Below are 17597 nucleotides of genomic sequence, written 5' to 3'. Positions count from 1 at the left end.
TCATGCAGATCATTATGGAAGCAATCTCTAAAGTCTCTCAGCTCAAGCCACCGGAGCTGCCACAGTTCAAACTCGTTAACGCACCTGATATCACTGCTGTGCGGCCGCTGGCGCAGATTGCTGGTGCCGATCCTTCCCAGATCCTTGATGCGGTCGGGGTTCTAGAAAAAGACCAAGGAACAATCCGTGAGGTTGCTTCACAAGCCGCCGGGCTGATTGGCAACTGCGCGCGTGACCTCATCGGCTTAGTCATGGAACTTGGTACTCGTGCTGTGCCGATCGCGCTGGGTTTGTTGGTGCCCAATCCGGCAGCACGCCTAGCCGCAGAGACCGCACTGCGAGCTTTAGCGATGGAATATCTGGGACGCGCGCTTTCTCGTGCGGGGCAGTTGGTGAATGAGCTTGGCTCGATTGCCGCACCGCTGGTGGAGATTGCTTCTCGCACCGTTTCTTCGACCGTCGATGGCGGTAAGGCATCTTTGAATTCACTAGAAGCCACACCACAACAAGCGGCGCTCGCACCGGCCGGGCAGTCCACCGCCAGCACCAAAGAAGCTGGGGTGACAACAATGTCTTTGGAAGAGCCAGCCCCTTCCCTATCGTCGTCTTCCGCGTCTGGTTCGTCTGACGGTTCTGCGGCTGGCGCGAAGGCAGTTGATACCGCGTTGTCGATGGTGGGAACACCCTATGCTTGGGGCGGGACCTCGCCCAATGGCTTTGATTGCTCAGGTCTTACGCAATATGCCTACCGTGAAGCAGGCGTGGAACTCCCGCGTTTGGCGGAACAGCAAACCGTGGGCCAACAAGTATCGGCTGATCAACTAGTTAAGGGCGATTTGGTGGTCTGGAATGGACACGTTGCCATGTATGCCGGTGATGGGCAGATTGTGGAAGCCGGGGATCCGGTTCAGGTTAATCCTTTGAGGACCTCCAACATGGGTATGGAATTCAAGGGCTTCTGGCGTCCGACTGCATAGGGTTTGGGTAGAATTGTCGGCCATGAGCTCACGCGCGATTGTTCCAATTAAAATTTCTTTAACTGAAGGCGACTTTTACACCCTCTGGGCACCGAAATGGCGCCAGCAGGGTACGGAGTGGCAGGCCCTTCTTGGTGATGATGATTCCGTCTTGGGGTTCCGCACCGAGGCCGAGCTCTTAACCTTTATCGAGTCCAATGAACGCCACGACCTGATTGATCATCCGGAGTGGGAAGAGTTCAATAAGGGTGCTGCGCACCGCGTCAGCCCAGACAAGCGTGATGTCTACGACCTCATCGGGGTACCTGAGAACCTAGCTGGACGCCCCAGCCACGAGAACATCTCCGCGGTTGCCCGCAACTTTGAGATGGCTGAAGTTATCGCTTCGGTAACTGGCTCCCAGCACACCAGCATCTTCTTTGCCAGCCACTCCATTCTGCGCAATGCTTCCCGCGGCCTCGACCACTTCTCTGGCGACCAGGGACTGCAGGAATGGACCGCCATCGGTCGCGTCATCTTGTCCAACTGGCAGGGTGTTATCGAAGATCTTGATGACCAAGTTCGTATCGTGCCATCCAATGAACTGGATGAAACAACTGTCACCGCGAACGCTTCCAAGATTTCTGCAGCAAAGCAGGCATCTGAGGAAAAGAAAAAGAAGCAAGAAGAACAGCGCAAGGAACAAAAAGAAGCCGCTGATCCATATGATGGCTCCGTCTGGGCTGCAGCCGGCATCGACCCGGTAAAGATCACCGTAGATTCCCGCTCTGTATACACTCTGCGCACCTACCTGGGTGAGTCCCCTGTGTTCTTGGGTAAGTGGGGCGAGATTTACACCTTCCCATCCTCCAAACAGCTTCTGCGCTGGATGATGGAAAATGACGATCACGACATGGCACGGGTTGCCACCTGGGAAGACCTAGTTACCGCCGCGAATGCAGGCGAGTTGGAATTCACCGTGCACCCAGATAACCAGTACTCCTTCAACGGTATTGTCCGTGATATCACCAAGGGCCCAGAGGCTGTTGATACTGATCAAATGAGCCGCTGCTACGAAATCTGCGCGGATGCAGCCGACTGGGCAGGAGACGACTCCATCAACTCATTCATGCTGGCAAACCCACGCTTCCAGGACTACTTAGGCTACATGCTCGGTTCTACTGAGACCGCTGGCTATGTTCCATCCAAGCCTTTCAACGACCACGCTGAAGCGTGGAAGAGACTCGAAGAAATGCTGACCAAGCGCTTCTCCAAGTTCTAACCAGAAGTTCCAGGATTGGTTTTTACAAGCACGCCGCGCATGGCCTCGATGAGGTCAGCGTGGCGTTTCTTTGTGGTCAGAGCCTCCGGAACAATGTGTTCAAAGCCATGGAACGCGCCTTCATAAACAACGAAGTCTACGTCTATACCGGCTGATTCAAGCCGCTCGGCAAATTCTTGTGATTCATCAAAGAACAAGTCCAAGCTGCCCACGCCAATCCAGGTTGGTGGCATACCTGTGAAGTCTTCGCGGTAAAACGGTGAGGCATATTCTGGCAGCTCCGCATCAAGGTGGTCTGGGCCAAGATACATCTTCCAAGCTTCATTGTTCAGCCCTTCCGTCCAGATGAACTTTCCTCGCGCGTGTGGTCCCCCGGCATCATCCATGGCTTCAACTTTGAGCTCCGTGCGGTGATCCAGCATCGGATAAACCAGTCCTTGGAATGCAACGGGATGGCCCTCATCAATTGCGCGCTGGACAATTCCTGCGGCTAAACCACCACCGGCGCTATCCCCGCACACGGCAATGCGGTCGGGATCAATGCCGAGTTCGGCTGCATTGTCTTGCATCCAGCGCAGCGCCGCGTAGCAATCATCAAAATCAGCCGGGAACCGGTGTTGTGGCGCCTTGCGGTACGCCGGTGCAATGACCACCATGTCCAGTTCATTGGCAACCCGCGCGTTCGCTGAATCATAGACATTGACAATGCCACCGACATGCCCGCCACCGTGGATCCACAACATCGCTGGGCGAGGTTCGCCTTCGTCCCCACCCTGCTCCGGGGTATCCGGGAGAAACTTTCGTGCATAGAACGGGTGCCCGTCATCGGGGCTTACACCCTTGATATTGGAAATAGCGCCCTCACCGTCAAACTTGGTCGGCATATCTTTATCCGAAGCTTTGTTTAACAGCCGCAGCAAGGCGGTGCTTGGAAGCAAGTCCAAGGGCAGTTCAAGGATCTGCGAGCGCAAATCCGGAGCGACTTTCTCAATTAACTTCTGGCGCTGCTTGGTGTATCGGTTGCCCGCAATAGCGGCAGCGCCAAGGGTGATTCCGCTGAGCGTGAGAATGCTTAACGCAGCTTTAGCCTTCCAGCCACGTGCGTTGGCTAAGTTATTTGCTGACATGTTCCGAGTCTACTGAGCAAACAAGTGTTTATGCAGTGCCTGCGTGAGCTCCTCAATGAGCTGCTTCGAGGCCTTCGCTTTCGGTGCGAGATGATCAAAGCCGTGATAAGCCCCACGAAAAGTGAGAAACTCCACCTTTACCCCGGCGTCATAGAGGCGTCGTGCAAAGGCCTCAGCTTCGTCATAGAACAAGTCCAAGTCACCAATCCCAATCCAGGTTGGTGGTGTTCCTGCAAGGTCCGCGCGGTGCAACGGCGAAGCATAAGGAGCAAGTTCTCTATCCGCGTGGTCTTGCCCCAAATAGAGTTTCCACGCTGCAGCATTGGACCCGGCCGTCCAGATGAACCGCCCGCGTGCCGTCGGCTTCAGCTCTGATTCCGCAGCAACAGCGTCGTCGAGATTCAGCCCGCCGCGGTGATCCAACATCGGATAGACCAAGCCTTGGAATGCCACCGGATGGCCGTCATCAATAGCACGTTGAATCACGCCAGCTGCCAATCCACCACCGGCACTATCCCCGCACACCGCGATGCGCTCAGGGTCGATTCCGAGGTCTACGGCGTTTTCTTGCACCCACCGCAGCACAGCATAGCAATCATCTAAATCCGCTGGGAATGGCGCTTTACTGGCTTTGCGGTAAGACGGCGCAAAGATCTTCATCCCTAAGTCATCGGCGATCTGCGCATTTTGTGGATCATAGAAACCTGGTGTTCCAATCAGGTGCCCACCACCGTGCGTCCACACCATCGCCGGACGGAGTTCAGGCTGGTCCTCTTTGGCATCCGCAAGCCGCCGCGGCACAATCTGCCGGGCGCTAAACGGATGCCCATCATCCGGGTTGTGGCCCTCAATAACCTGGATATCCACATCACGGTCAGTATCGCGAATGGCATCAATGCGAGAGACCATTCCCAAAATCAAAAGCATCAACGCCGGCGGCACCAGATGGTTGGGAAGATACAGCGTCGGGGTGCGCAGTTCTGAGGAAACCTGCGCGAGATATGGCTTCCGGCCTTTGACATACGACCGCAAGCCGATACCAATGAGTCCGCTAACAAGCCCCGTTAGGGCAACAGCACTAAGCGCTGCTGTCCTCGCGAACTTATCTCTGTGCGGCTTCGTCATAGACTGCGTTTACCTTCTAAGGCTGCGTTTTTAAGGTCTGACCCGCAGGCTTAATCCTCGTCGGAGTCTCCGGCGTCTTCGGAGTCAAAGTCGGCAGCGTCTTCGGCAAACTCGGCATCAGATAGTTCTTCATAGGCAGGCAAGATGACGGACTCAATGATGTGCTGGCGGTGTTCCTGGGTGGTGAAGCTGTTTTGAATAGCTGCCACGGTCAGTTCAAAGAACTCCTCCAAGCCATAGCCCAAGTCTTCACTGAGGGAAATGAATTGCTGGGTCAGCGCGGTGGTGCCCACAGCGCAGGTAAAGCCCAGCTGCTGAAGCAAAGGTAATGGGTGATCTGCCAGGGAATCGACATCACCATTGGCAATATCTTCATCCGGATTGGTTTCCACGGCAATATGGCGGTCACGAATCCAGCTGGTCATCTTACCTGGCTCAATGCCTTCAACTGTTGCCGCGAAGTCATCAATGATGTCCACGCCCACGGCCACGCGGGTGGCACCTGCTTTCACGCCAGCTTCAATATCTTCAAAGCCGCCTTCCACCACAACTGGGACAAAATTATCCTGCAGCTTCTTCAGCACGCCCACATGCGCGGCAGTGTTCTCACCAACAAGGGCAAAGCCCACGACGTCCTCATGAGCAATAGCGGCATCAGCAATTTCGGCCACGTTTGCTGCCTCAGTATTCGCGGTGAGGATAATGCGCGCATCCACCTTGTGCGCTTGGATGGCGGCGGTGGCCTGGGAGATGGCATCGGCAAGCGATGCATCATTAAGGGAATCTGCGAAATCAGCCGGATTCAGCCGTAACTCGGCATAGATCACACCGTTGGTATCAAGTTCATTCAAGGTCGTAGAAACGGCATCGGCAACGCTTTGCCCTGCGGGGACAGCGGCGGAGAGGACGATCTTGGGTAGGGAGGCGAAGATTTCTGCGGAGGAATCTTTGTTTTCAGGGCTAATTAAAGGCGCGTCATACATGCCAGCCATACTAAGCCGGAGTCTAAGATATTTCATACAATGAATGCCATTTCCAACTACACCTCTGCCCTAAATCAACGTGCCCAGCTCATTCAGGCACGGCGCCGCCGTTTTCTCACCGCGGTAGTTGCTAGTTCTTTAGCCGCAGCAACTTTATCCATGTCTGTTCCCGTTGTTTCGGCGCAAGACGTGGAGCCGACCGAACTTGATGGCATGGCCGCGCAGGGCGCTGTGGCTGAGCAAGGCCTTAGTGAAGTTTTTGATGGATTGTTAAATGATTCCGATGATCCCACTGGCCCCGAAGACGCTGAGGAGGCTGATGAAGCGGCGGAGTCTTCAACGCGTGCGGCAGCGCCGAATACGGATTCCTGCCCGCGGGCGCTGCTGCCGCCGGAGCCGGTAACAACCTCTGAGGTTGTAGCCCCGGGCCAGGAGTCTCCTGTTCCCCTGCCGGAGGTACAAAACACTGATTGTGGTGTGCACGCCCCGGAAGGTTTTGAGGTAGATGACGATGTGCGGGCGGCGAGTTGGATCATCTCCGATTTGGACACCGGTGAAGTAGTCGCGGCGAAAGACCCGCACGGTCGCTATCGTCCGGCGTCGATTCTCAAAGTGCTCATCGCGTTGGTGGCCATTGATGAGTTGGATTTAAAAAAGACCGTCACCGGCACCGATGAAGACGCGGCGATTGACGGCTCCGCTGTGGGTATTGGCCCCGGTGGGCGCTACACCATTGAGCAGCTCTTGCAGGGTCTAGTCATGGCGTCTGGCAATGACGCCGCGCACGCCCTAGCGCAGCAACTAGGTGGCGATGAAGAGACTCTGAAAAAGATCAACCAGCTTGCGCTCAATTTGGGTGCGCGCTCCACATTCGCAGCCAGCTACTCCGGCCTCGATGCACCAGGTATGTCCACCTCCGCCGCAGACATGGCCTTGTTGTACACCGCCGCTTTCGAAAACCCCACCTTCACGCGCTTGGTGGGTACCGAAAACGTAGAATTCCCCGGCTATGGCGATTTAGAAGGCTATGAGCTGTGGAATGACAACGGTCTGTTTATGAATGACCCGGATGGAATTGGCGGCAAGACCGGCTACACCGATGACGCGCACCATACCTTCGTTGGTGCTCTAGACCGCGATGGTCGCCGGTTGATGGCTGTCATCTTGGACACCACCGTGGACCACGGCCCGCGCGCTTGGCAACAAGCCCAGCTGCTGCTGAATGAAGCCTATGATGTGCCAGCTGGTGAAGGTGTCACCACGTTGGATGACATCAAGCTCGTGGGCATGGACGCCTCAGATGCTGATGCAGAAATTTCTGCCGATGAAGCCGCACGCGCCGCCGACAACGCGCCCGAGGCAGCCGATGCACAGGCGGCTACCGATGCCGCAGCAGCCGAAAGCCACAACCAACCAGGCTGGATTTCCTGGCTGATTGTGGCTGGTGTTGCAGCGCTAGTTATTGCAGTTATTTCTTCTTTACTACTTCTGCGTCGGCCCAACGGTCGTGGGCGCCACGCAGCTCATTAGCCGGGTTGATGGTAAATGAGGTTGCGATAGCACCGATTAGTCCCACCGTCTGGCCTAGTCCTGGCACAATCAGGATGCTTCTAAACCACTGGCGTTTAATAGACTTTTCAATGCTGAGCTTTTCACCCGTATTCACATCACGCACGCGGTAGCCCAACATCAGCTTCGCGGGTGAGCCACCGAAGGCGACTTCGGTGCCCACGAACAGTACAGCCACCAAAATACCGGCGACCACGCCCGCAACGACGGAGTCCCCTGCCACCAACGCCAAAGGAACAATGGACAGCAAAAAGTAGTCCAGGAAAGCCATACCCACGCGCGTACCGGAAGACGGGCGGTCAGCGACTGCCGGGTCCACGGAAGGGTGGTACACGCCCTGGGTTTGCTGCGGGACTATCTGCTGGTGCTGATGATTTGGCTGCTGGTAGGGATTAAACGGCTGCGCATAAGGGCTCGCCTGCGGCTGTTGTGTTTGCGTATAAGGCGCTTGCTGCGGTTGCTGCTGCGGTGATTGTTGCGGCTGCGGCTGCGCAAACTGCTGTGGTTGCTGCCGTTGCGGCCCCTGTTGCGGACGGCCCTGCGGCCTGGACCAGCCGTGGGTCTGCTGCGGGGACTCGCTGACATTCATGCGGGTAACTGGGTCAGGCCAGGTACCGAAGTTTGCCAGGTGCTCCACCTCCGGCCAGGTAATCTTGCGGCCCGCGGCAATCGCGTCATCGTATAGTTTGCGTACCTCAGGCTTAGACAAGATGGAGTAGCACAGCTGAATCTCTTTGCGGCGAGGGTCATTCGCCGTCACACCGTGGCCTTCTAAGTCCGCGTCGCGCGCGGCCAGCAAAATACCAAGCGCCGCGCATTCATCAGCGGCATCAAGCTTCATGTGCTTGTACAGATCGGGAGCAAAGCTGTGACTCATACGGCCAACTATAGCGTGAACATAGAACATCCAACAGGTTAGTTTTCGCACATGGGTGCGTACCCTAACCCCTACCCTGAGATAAGAACTCAGGGTTGTGATTGCCAAATAGGACAATCACACCATCAGTTTGGAACTAAGTTACTTCCGGCGAAGCAGCGCTACAGCGCCCGCGCCAACTGCACCGATGGCAGCACCGACACCGAAGGTGGTGCCGGCAGATGGTCCCCGCGTGATTTCTTGACGCACTCGGATAACAGCTGGTTCTGGAACTGGTGGTTCTTCCAGAGCCAGCGATTCCTCGGTGGTTGCAGTCCAAGCGGAGACATACATGACCACACGCCAGATCAGGTACATCATGACCATGAGAACAATGACGGGGCCAAAGACAGCGCCGGCAGGATTGCCAGTGGCCGAAGACATGATGACGGTAGATAGCTGCTTGATCAGTTCCAGCGCAATAGCGCCCAGCAACGCACCCTTCGCGCCGGACTTCTTTGGCACCTTGGTGCGTGGCAGCACCACAATCATCCACCACATGACCAGGAAGTTGGCCAGCAGACCAACAGCCAAACCAGCAGCGAAGATAACCCAGCTCATACCCGGGAAGTGGTCAATGCCCATCCAATCAAAGATGCGCGGAATGATGCCCGAGGTACCCAGGGCGGTCACGCCGAAGGCCACGATGAAAGCCAACAGCAGACCAATCAGGCCAAGCAAGTCATTGATCTTTTTCACCAGGAAGTTGCCGCCGCCTTCATTGGCGTCCAGACCCCACATGGCGGAAATACCAATGCGCAGGTTGTTCATCCAGCCAAGACCAGACCACAAGGTGGTCAAACCAGCCACACCGAACATCGCGCCACGCTGATCGATAGCGGTAACCAGCAGTTCATTGATGGTGTTGCCCAACTCGCCATCAACAGCATTGGTAATAGATTCCTGCACCTGCTGCATCAGGTCATCGCGGTTAGCCAGAACGGTTGCCACCACAGCGACCATGAGCATGAGCAGCGGGAAGATAGCCAGGACCGAGTAGTAGGTGACACCGGCTGAGAACTGGTTACCACCCTGGGCGGTGTACCGGTCCTGCATGCGCATCATGTGGTCGACAAAGTTTGAGCGTTCGCGGATTTTATCTACTGCACCCGGTTCATCTTGGTGGGAGCGTTCAATTCCGTAGTCGTCGGTCCTTTTGCCGTTGGGTTTAGTGGCGGCAACCATCATCAAGGCCCTTTCTATGAAACGTTCAGCTGACTTTTATCTACACTAGACCCGATTTACCGGCGGCGCGCAGGAAGAAACCCAATCTTGTCGTAAACGTTTTCAAGAAGAGGTGTTGCAATCTCGGTGGCTTTATCGGCGCCATCGGCAAGCAAGCGCTCAATTTCGCTGCGATCATCCATCAGTTCATCAAAGCGGGCCTTCAGCGGAGTAACGAATGCTTCCAGCGCATCGGCGGTATCCACCTTCAGCTGGCCATAGCCCAAGCCGTCATAGCGCTCTACTAGCTTGTCGATGTTTTCCCCCGTCAACGCCGACTGAATCACCAACAGGTTAGACACACCTGGCTGATTGACGCGGTCAAAGTTCACAACACCCAAATCATCCGTGACAGCGGAACGAATACGCTTCGCAGACGTCTTTGGTGCATCCAACAAGTTGATCAAACCCTTCGGGTTCGGACCAGACTTGGACATCTTGGCCGTTGGATCCTGCAAGTCATAGATCTTCGCAGCACCTTCTGGGATGTAGGCATCTGGCACGCGGAAGGTCTCACCGAAGCGCGCGTTGAAACGCTCCCCCAGGTTGCGGGTGAGCTCCAAGTGCTGGCGCTGATCTTCACCAACAGGGACGAAGTGTGGCGAATACAGCAGGATATCTGCCGCCATCAGCACTGGGTAGGTAAACAAACCCACCGAGGTACGGTCCTGTCCGTGGCGCGCGGACTTGTCCTTGAACTGGGTCATGCGGCCGGCTTCACCGAAACCGGTCATGCACTGCAGCACCCACGTCAGCTCAGCGTGCGCTGGCACCTGGGACTGCACGAACAGCGTGGAACGCTGCGGGTCAATGCCCAAAGCAATCAGCTGTGCCGCACCAGCGATGGTGCGCTCCCGCAGTTCCGCCGGGTCCTGCTCCACGGTAATAGCGTGAAGATCAGGGATGAAGTAGAAGGCGTCAAAGCCATCTTGCAGATCAATCCACTGCTTCAATGCTCCGAGGTAGTTACCAAGGTGGTAGGAATCCGCGGTTGGTTGGATGCCGGACAGGATTCGGTCGCTTGGCTTCGGCGTAGCTGGGGTTGGGGTGGTTTCAGTCATGATTTATACCTTAATGTTTAGCGGTTTTGATTGTCTTATATGGCCCTAAAGGCCCAAGCTGGCACTGTTTGCTGAGGTCGTTTAGCCAAAGCAAAGCGCCTCAGCCGGCGCACACTTATTAAGTGTGCTTATCCGACCAAGGCGCTGTGGAAAGTGCGAAGAGAAGTTTAAGAAGCTTCTTAAGCTGTTTCTTAAATCTTGCGACTCGTTGGTGAGTAGACGTCAAGGGTGGTTGCCCAGCCAGCGACTAGGAACGCGCCACCTGCAGACATAACGATCAACGGAGCAAGGAAAGCGAAGGACGGACCAACGATGGTCCACCACCAGATACCTACGACGAGGCCAATGATTCCCAGGACGTAGTAAATAATTGCTTGAGTCATGCGGTCTACTCCATTGCTTAAATGACGGTAGCGACGTGAATCGGGTTAAAGCCAGCTTCACCAAATATTGTTCACAGGTAGCTTAACACTCACGGGCTAAAAGATTAAGATTTGGAGGCTTTATACTCACCCCCAAACCCGGTTAGTGGTCTTCCTAGTTGTACTCCACCATCAGTGGTGAGTGATCCGACCAGCGCTCTTCTACACTTGGCGCCTTTTCCACCCAGCTGCGCTGTGCGCGCTGCAGCATAGAATCGGTTGCGGCCTGGTAGTCAATGCGCCACCCTGCATCATTGTTGAAAGCTTGTCCGCGGTAGGTCCACCAGGTGTACGGACCGTCAGCTTCTGGTGCCAAGCGGCGGGCAACATCAAACCACTTCGGTTCTTCGGCTGCTTTCCATTCCGTCTTGGTTTCATAGTCAACGGTTCCCAGCCAGTCCCCCAGGCCTTTTTTGATCTGTGGCTCAGCATCAGGGAATGCTCCGAAGACGTGATCCATAAAGGCGCGTTCTTCTGGCAAGTGACCAGACTGCTTTTCATTGGGCTTGTTGTTCTTCAAGTCCTGCGCGCGGTGGCAGATATTCCAGTCGCCACCAATAACCATCTCTGGGTATTGCTGTGCGCGCTCATCCAAGACATCTGCGAATTCATCAAGGAAGTTGTACTTCTCATCCAGCTTTGGTGACTTCACATCACCCGAAGGCAGGTACAGCGATGCTACGCGCACACCAGCGGTGGTTGCTTCAATCCAGCGACCCGATTCCAAGAAGGAACCAAAACCGGTTTCCACATCAGTCAATGGGGTGCGGGACAAAATACCCACGCCGGCACGGCCCTTCGCGCCTGGGGTCAGCGCATCAGCCATGGCCAGATGCCACCCTGCTTCCAAAGCTGGCTTGAGCGCTGATTCAGTCTGAGCAGGATTGGCGCGCACTTCCTGCATGAGAACAATGTGAGCGCTGGTTTCTTGCAACCACGCATTCATTCCGGGGTTGAGTTCATTGCGCTGCTTACATGCGGCGCGAATGCCGTTGACGTTGACCGAAGCAATAGTTAAAGACATGCCCAACAGTCTAACTATTGTTCGGCTACTACCCCTCTATCAGCTCTACGCAGGGCTTATCCAACTACAGTCACCGCAGAATCACCGCAGACTCACCGCGGAGGCATCATGAAGCAAGTGCTATTTCTTCACGAACTGCGCGCCGATCCAGATGAGGATCGCAGCAGCAGAAAGAGCTGCACCAGCCAGCGCTGGGGAAGCATAACCCATGCCTGCACCAACCACGAGACCGCCGATGGCCGCGCCAGCAGCATTGGCCAGGTTGAGTGCTGAGTGGTTCAACGATGCTGCAAGCGTTTGTGCATCACCAGCCACATCCATCAGACGGATTTGCAAGCTTGGCGTTAGTGAAGCGCCGAAGAAACCAATCAAGCCGAAGTTGATGGTTCCAAGAATTGGGTTCTGTGAGGTAAAGAAGAAGGCCACCAGAATCAGGGAAATGGCTACGAGTGAGAACAGAATGCCCTTTTCCAAGTTGCGGTCAGCCAACCAGCCGCCAAAGTAATTACCGGCAACATTGCCAATCCCGTAGACCATCAGCACCAACCACATGAGGCTTTCTGCCATCCCGGCGCGCTCCGTCATGGTCCACGTGATGTAGGTGTAGACGGCAAACATGCCGCCGAAACCAACCGCCCCCATGGCAAGGGAAAGCCACACCTGTGGGCGGGCGAATGCCCCGAGCTCAGTTTTGACTGACGTTGCTGGCATGCGCGTCATGTGCGGCATAAATACCCACAATCCGGCGAGCGTCAAAATACCAACGGCGACAACCAGTACGTAGGCGGCTTCCCAACCCAATGCAGAACCAAGCGCCTGGGCGGCGGGAACGCCAAGGACGGTTGCAACGGAAAGACCCATGCCCACCATCGCCACGGCTTTGCCGCGCGAACCAGCTGGTGCCATGGACGCAGCCGATAGACCAGCAACGGAGAAGTATGCGCCGTGCGGAAGTCCGGCGATGAAACGTGCAACCATCAAAACCGTGTAATTCTCAGCAAAGACGCCCAGTCCATTGCCGATGATGAAAGCTGCCATCAAGATAATGAGCAAGCGCCGGCGCGGGATCCTGCCGGTAACCGCTGTAATCAATGGCGCACCAACCACCACGCCAAGCGCGTAGGCGGAGATAATGTGGCTGGCTTGACCTTCGGATATACCGAGGTCACCAGAAATCATGGGCAAAAGACCCATGGAGACAAACTCCGTGGTGCCAATGGCGAATCCGCCCATGGCTAATACGAACACGACAAACATGCGTCGCGCATTAGAAATATTGGTCTGCAACGGACGCGGATGGCGCTTGATTCGCGCGCGACGAGACGCTTCAGTGGAAGAAGCATCTCCCATCGCAGATCCATCGTTAGTAGGATCGGCAGATACGCCCAAAGGGTTAGCTATGTGCTTGCTATCACTCTGGGAATTTTGTCCTTCATTTTCGCCATCAATCCGCTTGCCATTCACTCGGGCAACCTTACCCAACACGATAAGAAACTCGCACGTCAAGTGATATATCAAGGAAACTACTTGACACTGTGCATCACACCACGAATGATGGGTGAATCTGAGTTATAGGTTTCGCCTTCTTAGATCCTTAGCGAAACCGTATTGACAAGGGCATATGTGTGCGGATTAACATAGGTAAGCCCTAGACAATTTAAGGTAGGCTCGCCTGCCTGATCACGTGGAGGACCACACACCGTGCATACATCCAAACTTGTTCGATTCACCGCTGTTTCCGCTATCGCGGCGCTTGCTTTGACTGCTTGTTCCGACAGCGAAAGCACTGACTCTGCGGCAAACTCTGACTCTTCTGCTGCATCCGAATCCGCAGACGAATCGGGTTCTGATTCTGAGTCCAGCAACCCTGCTGATGAATCTCAGTTCCCAGTCACCGTTGAACACGCACTGGGTGAAACCGTCATCGAAGAAAAACCTGAGCGTGTTGCCACTGTTGGTTGGGCAAACCACGAGGTTCCACTGTCCTTCGGTATCGTTCCAGTCGGCATGTCCAAGTCCACTTGGGGCGATGATGATGACAACGGCATCATGCCATGGACCGAAGACAAGCTGGAAGAGCTCGGCGCTGAAGAGCCAGTTCTCTTCGACGAAACTGACGGCATCCCATTCGAGCAGGTTGCGGACACTCAGCCTGACGTCATCTTGGCTGCATATTCTGGCCTGACCCAGGAAGACTATGACACCTTGTCTCAGATTGCTCCAGTCGTGGCATACCCAGACAAGCCATGGACTACTTCTGCCTATGATATGGTTTCCCTCGACGCCGCTGGTCTTGGCCTGTCTGCTGAGGCAGAAGAGCTCAACGCTGACCTGAAGAAGCAGGTTGAAGAGGCAATGGCGCAGTACCCAGAGTTGGAGGGCAAGAAGCCTCTGTTCACCTCCTTCGGTGGCGCCAGCTCCGAATCCCAGATTGGTTTCTACACCCTCGATGACCCACGTGCGGGCTTCCTGGAAGAAGCTGGATTTGAGACCCCTGAAATTGTGAAGGAATACACCGGCAACTCCGATTCCTTCTGGGAAGAGGTTTCTGCGGAGAACCCTGAGCAGTTCGAAGACGTTGACTTCTTCATCTCTTACTCTTCCGGCGATGAAGCTGCAGACCAGCAGGCATTGGAAGATATGCAGGCTGATCCACTGATGTCCAAGATTCCAGCTATTGCTGAAGGTCGCGTTGTCTTCCTCGAGGCTGGCCCTCTGGGTGCTGCCGCTAACCCATCCCCACTGTCTATTCCATGGGGCATTGATGATTACTTCGCTGAGCTGAACACCGCGTTCGAAGCTGAGTAATAGATTCACCGAAGACCTGAAAGACTGTCAGAGGTATATCACGCAGTGTCAGTAAAGTCCGTTGATGTCCAAGAGCAAGCTAGCGCGAAACATTCGCGCACAGCCAACGAGCTTGCTGATGCCGCACTTGCATCCCAAGCCGGAGGCGCTGGTAAAAAGCGCCCCATTGGGATGCGTCTGGCTGTGTTTGTTGGTCTGCTCATCGCCCTCGCAATTGCTTGCATTGCGTCGGTGATGTTTGGCGTGCGCTCAATTTCGATTGAGGACGCAATAGCCGCCATTGGTGGCGCTACCGAAACAGCTGAACAGGCAGCCGCCAGCACCCGGCTGCCACGCACCGTGATGGCGCTGCTCGTTGGCGCCGCCCTCGCAATGTCTGGTGCCACCCTGCAGGGAATCACCCGCAATCCATTGGCCGATCCTGGCATCTTTGGCGTGCTGTCTGGCGCTTCCCTCGCTGTGGTCACAGGTATTGCTTTCTTTGGGCTCTCTCGCCCAATCCCCACGATGATTGCGGCGATGGCAGGTTCACTGGCTGCCGCGGTATTCGTGTACTTCGTCGGTTCATTAGGCCGTGGTGGCGCAACTCCACTGAAGCTTGCACTATCAGGCGCAGCGACCGCCGCAGCGGCCTCCAGCTTGGTCTCGGCAATCTTGCTGCCACGCGCTGATGTCATGGACCAGTTCCGTTTCTGGCAGATTGGTTCCGTCGGCGGTGCAAGCTGGACCGAGCTCGGTTTGTCCTTGCCTTTCTTAGGAATCGGCGTGCTCATTGTTTTGGGCTGCGCCCCTGGCCTCAACGCTCTTGCACTTGGTGATGACGTCGCTACTGGCCTGGGAATCAAGGTCATGACCACCCGCCTGGTAGCTGTTCTGGGCGCTGTCATGCTGTGTGGCACCGCCACCGCATTGGCTGGTCCCATCGCATTCGTTGGACTGATTGTTCCGCACCTTATCCGCCTGCTGTGCGGCACTGACCATCGTTGGCTTTTGCCCCTGACGGGTCTTGCCGGCGCATTGCTACTTACTGCTGCTGACACCATCGGACGCGTTGTGACCCGACCATCCGAATTGGCCGTGGGCATCCTGGTTCCGCTTATCGGCGCACCACTGTTTATCTGGATTGTTCGCAACACCAAGGTGAGGGAGCTTTCCTAATGAGTACTTCAACCCAAGCAACACCATCTAACGCTGCGGGTACTCCGGCGAATACAACTGCTACCAAGCAGCTCGCGGCATCACTATCTGCTGCACGCAAGAAGCGTGGACACCAGTACTGGTCACTCATCACCTTCTTGGCCGTGGCAGTTATTGCTGTCTGGTTTGTGTCGTTGATGATTGGTGAGACCTTCTATACCCCGGGCGATGTCTTCGCTGTCATCATGGGCGAAACCGTCCAAGGCGCAAGCTTTACCGTGGGAACGCTGCGCTTGCCGCGCGCCACGGTTGCTATCTTCGTGGGTCTCGCATTCGGTATCGCCGGTACGATTTTCCAAACCATGCTGCGCAACCAGCTGGCATCCCCGGACATCATCGGTATTTCTGCCAGTGCTTCTGCTGCTGGCGCGACCGGCATCATCATGTTCGGACTGGGCCAGACTGCTGTTTCCATGATGTCCACCGTGGCATCATTGGCCATCGCAATATTGATTTACTTGCTTTCCATCAAATCTGGTTTCACCGGCACACGCATGATTCTGATCGGTATTGGTTGTGCCGCCATCATGCAGGCGTGGACTTCCTATGTGCTCTCCCACGCGGCCGCCTGGGACCTTCCTACTGCAACGCGCTGGATCACAGGCTCGCTCAACACCATGACGTGGGAGCGTGGAATGCCCACTATCTTGGCCGTTGTCATCATCGCCCCAATCATGGTGGCCTGCGCGCACTTGTTGTCCATCCTCGGATTGGGCGATGACCTCGCGCGCGGGCTGGGCATCCGCCTAACACTGACTCGCGTAGTGCTCTTCGTCGGCGCCGTTGTCCTCATCGCGATTGCTACTGCCGCAACCGGTCCTGTTGCATTCGTGGCGTTTATGGCAGGACCTGTTGCATCCAGAATCTTCAAGCCCGGATCTTCGTTGGTGCTTCCCGCAGGCTTAATCGGCGCACTACTGGTCTTAGTCGCGGACTTAGCTGGCCAGTACCTGTTTGGCACCCGCTACCCCGTCGGTGTTGTCACCGGCGCAATCGGCGCACCATTTCTTATTTATCTACTTACTCGATCGACGCGATAGGACATTCATGACTGCAACAGATGTAAATGAGCAAACACCTCATGCGGATCAGTCCAACTCCACCGCATTGAGTGCATCGGAAGTCTCCGTCGGCTACGGCGAGCGTTCCGTTATTGAAAAGCTCAGCGTCGACATCAAACGCGGCGCGGTAACTTCTATCGTCGGGCCAAATGGCTGCGGCAAATCAACGCTGCTGCGCGCGATGGCGCGTCTGCTTAATCCAAGCCACGGCGAAATTGTGTTGGATGGAAAATCTATCCATGACATCCCCACCCGAAAGCTTGCAACCAAGCTCGGCCTTTTGCCGCAGACCCCCATCGCGCCGGATGGCATTGTGGTTGCGGACCTCGTGGGCCGTGGCCGCACCCCACACCAAGGCGTGCTGGGACGTTGGAGCCAGCAAGATTACGACATCGTCGCTGAATCACTAGAAACCACCGGCATTTCCGACTTAGCAGAACGCTCCATCGATGAACTATCCGGCGGCCAGCGCCAACGCGTCTGGATTGCGATGGCGCTTGCGCAGCGAACGGACACATTGCTTCTCGATGAACCAACCACCTACTTAGACGTCAAGCACCAATTGGATGTTCTGGACTTGCTCACGGAACTCAACCGGGATCGCGGCACCACCATCGTCATGGTGCTGCATGACTTGAACTTGGCGGCGCGTTATTCCGATGAACTCGTTGCCGTATCCAGGGGCAAAGTCTTCGCCCACGGACATCCACGCGAAGTCATTACCAAAGAAAACGTTAAATCCGTATTCGGAATTGATTCCGTCATTATCAATGACCCAGTTTCCGATCACCCGGCAGTCATGCCTATTGGCCGCCACCACCTAAGGAGTAAGTAGATTCTCA

Annotated in this window: 16 protein-coding genes; 7 read left to right on the top strand and 9 right to left on the bottom strand. The window is 55.7% G+C overall.

Features of this window, described 5'->3' with window-relative positions:
- The first annotated feature begins 2 nt into the window (after positions 1-2).
- Positions 3-977 (top strand): C40 family peptidase, encoded by a 975-nt coding sequence (locus tag CCASEI_RS03425; protein ID WP_174401643.1) that lies wholly within the window; start codon positions 3-5, stop codon positions 975-977.
- A 22-nt stretch (positions 978-999) separates the two neighbouring features.
- Entirely contained in the window at positions 1000-2238 is a 1239-nt protein-coding gene (locus CCASEI_RS03420) for a hypothetical protein (protein WP_025387133.1), read from the top strand.
- Here CCASEI_RS03420 and CCASEI_RS03415 read toward each other — a convergent pair.
- The 3 genes from CCASEI_RS03415 to CCASEI_RS03405 are packed head-to-tail and all read right to left on the bottom strand — an operon-like array spanning position 2235 to position 5473.
- On the bottom strand, positions 2235-3365 hold the full coding sequence (locus tag CCASEI_RS03415; RefSeq protein ID WP_006821442.1) for an alpha/beta hydrolase: 1131 nt from the start codon (positions 3363-3365) through the stop codon (positions 2235-2237). The genes CCASEI_RS03420 and CCASEI_RS03415 overlap by 4 nt on opposite strands.
- A gap of 9 nt (positions 3366-3374) precedes the next feature.
- Complete coding sequence (locus CCASEI_RS03410) at positions 3375-4490, bottom strand: alpha/beta hydrolase (RefSeq protein WP_025387132.1); 1116 nt, start codon at positions 4488-4490, stop codon at positions 3375-3377.
- Positions 4491-4540: 50 nt separating this feature from the next.
- Entirely contained in the window at positions 4541-5473 is a 933-nt protein-coding gene (locus CCASEI_RS03405; protein WP_051461241.1) for an amidohydrolase family protein, read from the bottom strand.
- 39 nt (positions 5474-5512) lie between these two features.
- Between CCASEI_RS03405 and CCASEI_RS03400 the strand changes: the two genes are divergently transcribed.
- On the top strand, positions 5513-7003 hold the full coding sequence (locus tag CCASEI_RS03400; RefSeq protein ID WP_006821438.1) for a D-alanyl-D-alanine carboxypeptidase family protein: 1491 nt from the start codon (positions 5513-5515) through the stop codon (positions 7001-7003).
- Here CCASEI_RS03400 and CCASEI_RS03395 read toward each other — a convergent pair.
- From CCASEI_RS03395 to CCASEI_RS03370, 6 genes are all read right to left on the bottom strand, one after another.
- On the bottom strand, positions 6942-7919 hold the full coding sequence (locus CCASEI_RS03395) for an RDD family protein (protein WP_038574399.1): 978 nt from the start codon (positions 7917-7919) through the stop codon (positions 6942-6944). The two genes, CCASEI_RS03400 and CCASEI_RS03395, sit on opposite strands and share 62 nt — an antisense overlap.
- Positions 7920-8060: 141 nt before the next feature.
- A complete protein-coding gene (locus CCASEI_RS03390; RefSeq protein WP_025387130.1) occupies positions 8061-9143 on the bottom strand; it encodes a YhjD/YihY/BrkB family envelope integrity protein in 1083 nt (360 codons plus the stop codon).
- 56 nt (positions 9144-9199) lie between these two features.
- Positions 9200-10243 carry a tryptophan--tRNA ligase gene (trpS, locus tag CCASEI_RS03385; protein ID WP_006821435.1) on the bottom strand — a complete coding sequence of 348 codons (1044 nt, stop codon included), beginning with the start codon at positions 10241-10243 and terminating at the stop codon, positions 9200-9202.
- Between the two features lie 191 nt (positions 10244-10434).
- Positions 10435-10626 (bottom strand): membrane protein, encoded by a 192-nt coding sequence (locus CCASEI_RS03380; RefSeq protein WP_006821434.1) that lies wholly within the window; start codon positions 10624-10626, stop codon positions 10435-10437.
- 154 nt (positions 10627-10780) lie between these two features.
- Complete coding sequence (locus CCASEI_RS03375; RefSeq protein WP_006821433.1) at positions 10781-11689, bottom strand: exodeoxyribonuclease III; 909 nt, start codon at positions 11687-11689, stop codon at positions 10781-10783.
- Between the two features lie 120 nt (positions 11690-11809).
- On the bottom strand, positions 11810-13039 hold the full coding sequence (locus tag CCASEI_RS03370; protein WP_038574914.1) for an MFS transporter: 1230 nt from the start codon (positions 13037-13039) through the stop codon (positions 11810-11812).
- 351 nt (positions 13040-13390) lie between these two features.
- Between CCASEI_RS03370 and CCASEI_RS03365 the strand changes: the two genes are divergently transcribed.
- From CCASEI_RS03365 to CCASEI_RS03350, 4 genes are all read left to right on the top strand, one after another.
- On the top strand, positions 13391-14497 hold the full coding sequence (locus CCASEI_RS03365; protein ID WP_006821431.1) for an iron-siderophore ABC transporter substrate-binding protein: 1107 nt from the start codon (positions 13391-13393) through the stop codon (positions 14495-14497).
- A gap of 171 nt (positions 14498-14668) precedes the next feature.
- Positions 14669-15655: a FecCD family ABC transporter permease gene (locus CCASEI_RS03360; protein WP_035094137.1), complete on the top strand. Its 987-nt coding sequence runs from the start codon at positions 14669-14671 to the stop codon at positions 15653-15655.
- The gene (locus CCASEI_RS03355) at positions 15655-16734 is read left to right on the top strand and encodes a FecCD family ABC transporter permease (RefSeq protein WP_006821429.1); all 1080 of its coding nucleotides are present in this window, start codon (positions 15655-15657) and stop codon (positions 16732-16734) included. The genes CCASEI_RS03360 and CCASEI_RS03355 overlap by 1 nt, the downstream gene beginning before the upstream one ends.
- A gap of 7 nt (positions 16735-16741) precedes the next feature.
- Positions 16742-17590: an ABC transporter ATP-binding protein gene (locus tag CCASEI_RS03350; protein WP_025387128.1), complete on the top strand. Its 849-nt coding sequence runs from the start codon at positions 16742-16744 to the stop codon at positions 17588-17590.
- The last annotated feature ends 7 nt before the right edge of the window (positions 17591-17597 follow it).

The sequence above is a fragment of the Corynebacterium casei LMG S-19264 genome (assembly GCF_000550785.1).
Classification (GTDB): Bacteria; Actinomycetota; Actinomycetes; order Mycobacteriales; family Mycobacteriaceae; genus Corynebacterium; species Corynebacterium casei.
Note: the sequence above shows the minus strand (reverse complement) of the source record. Positions and strands in the feature narration are given on the sequence as shown.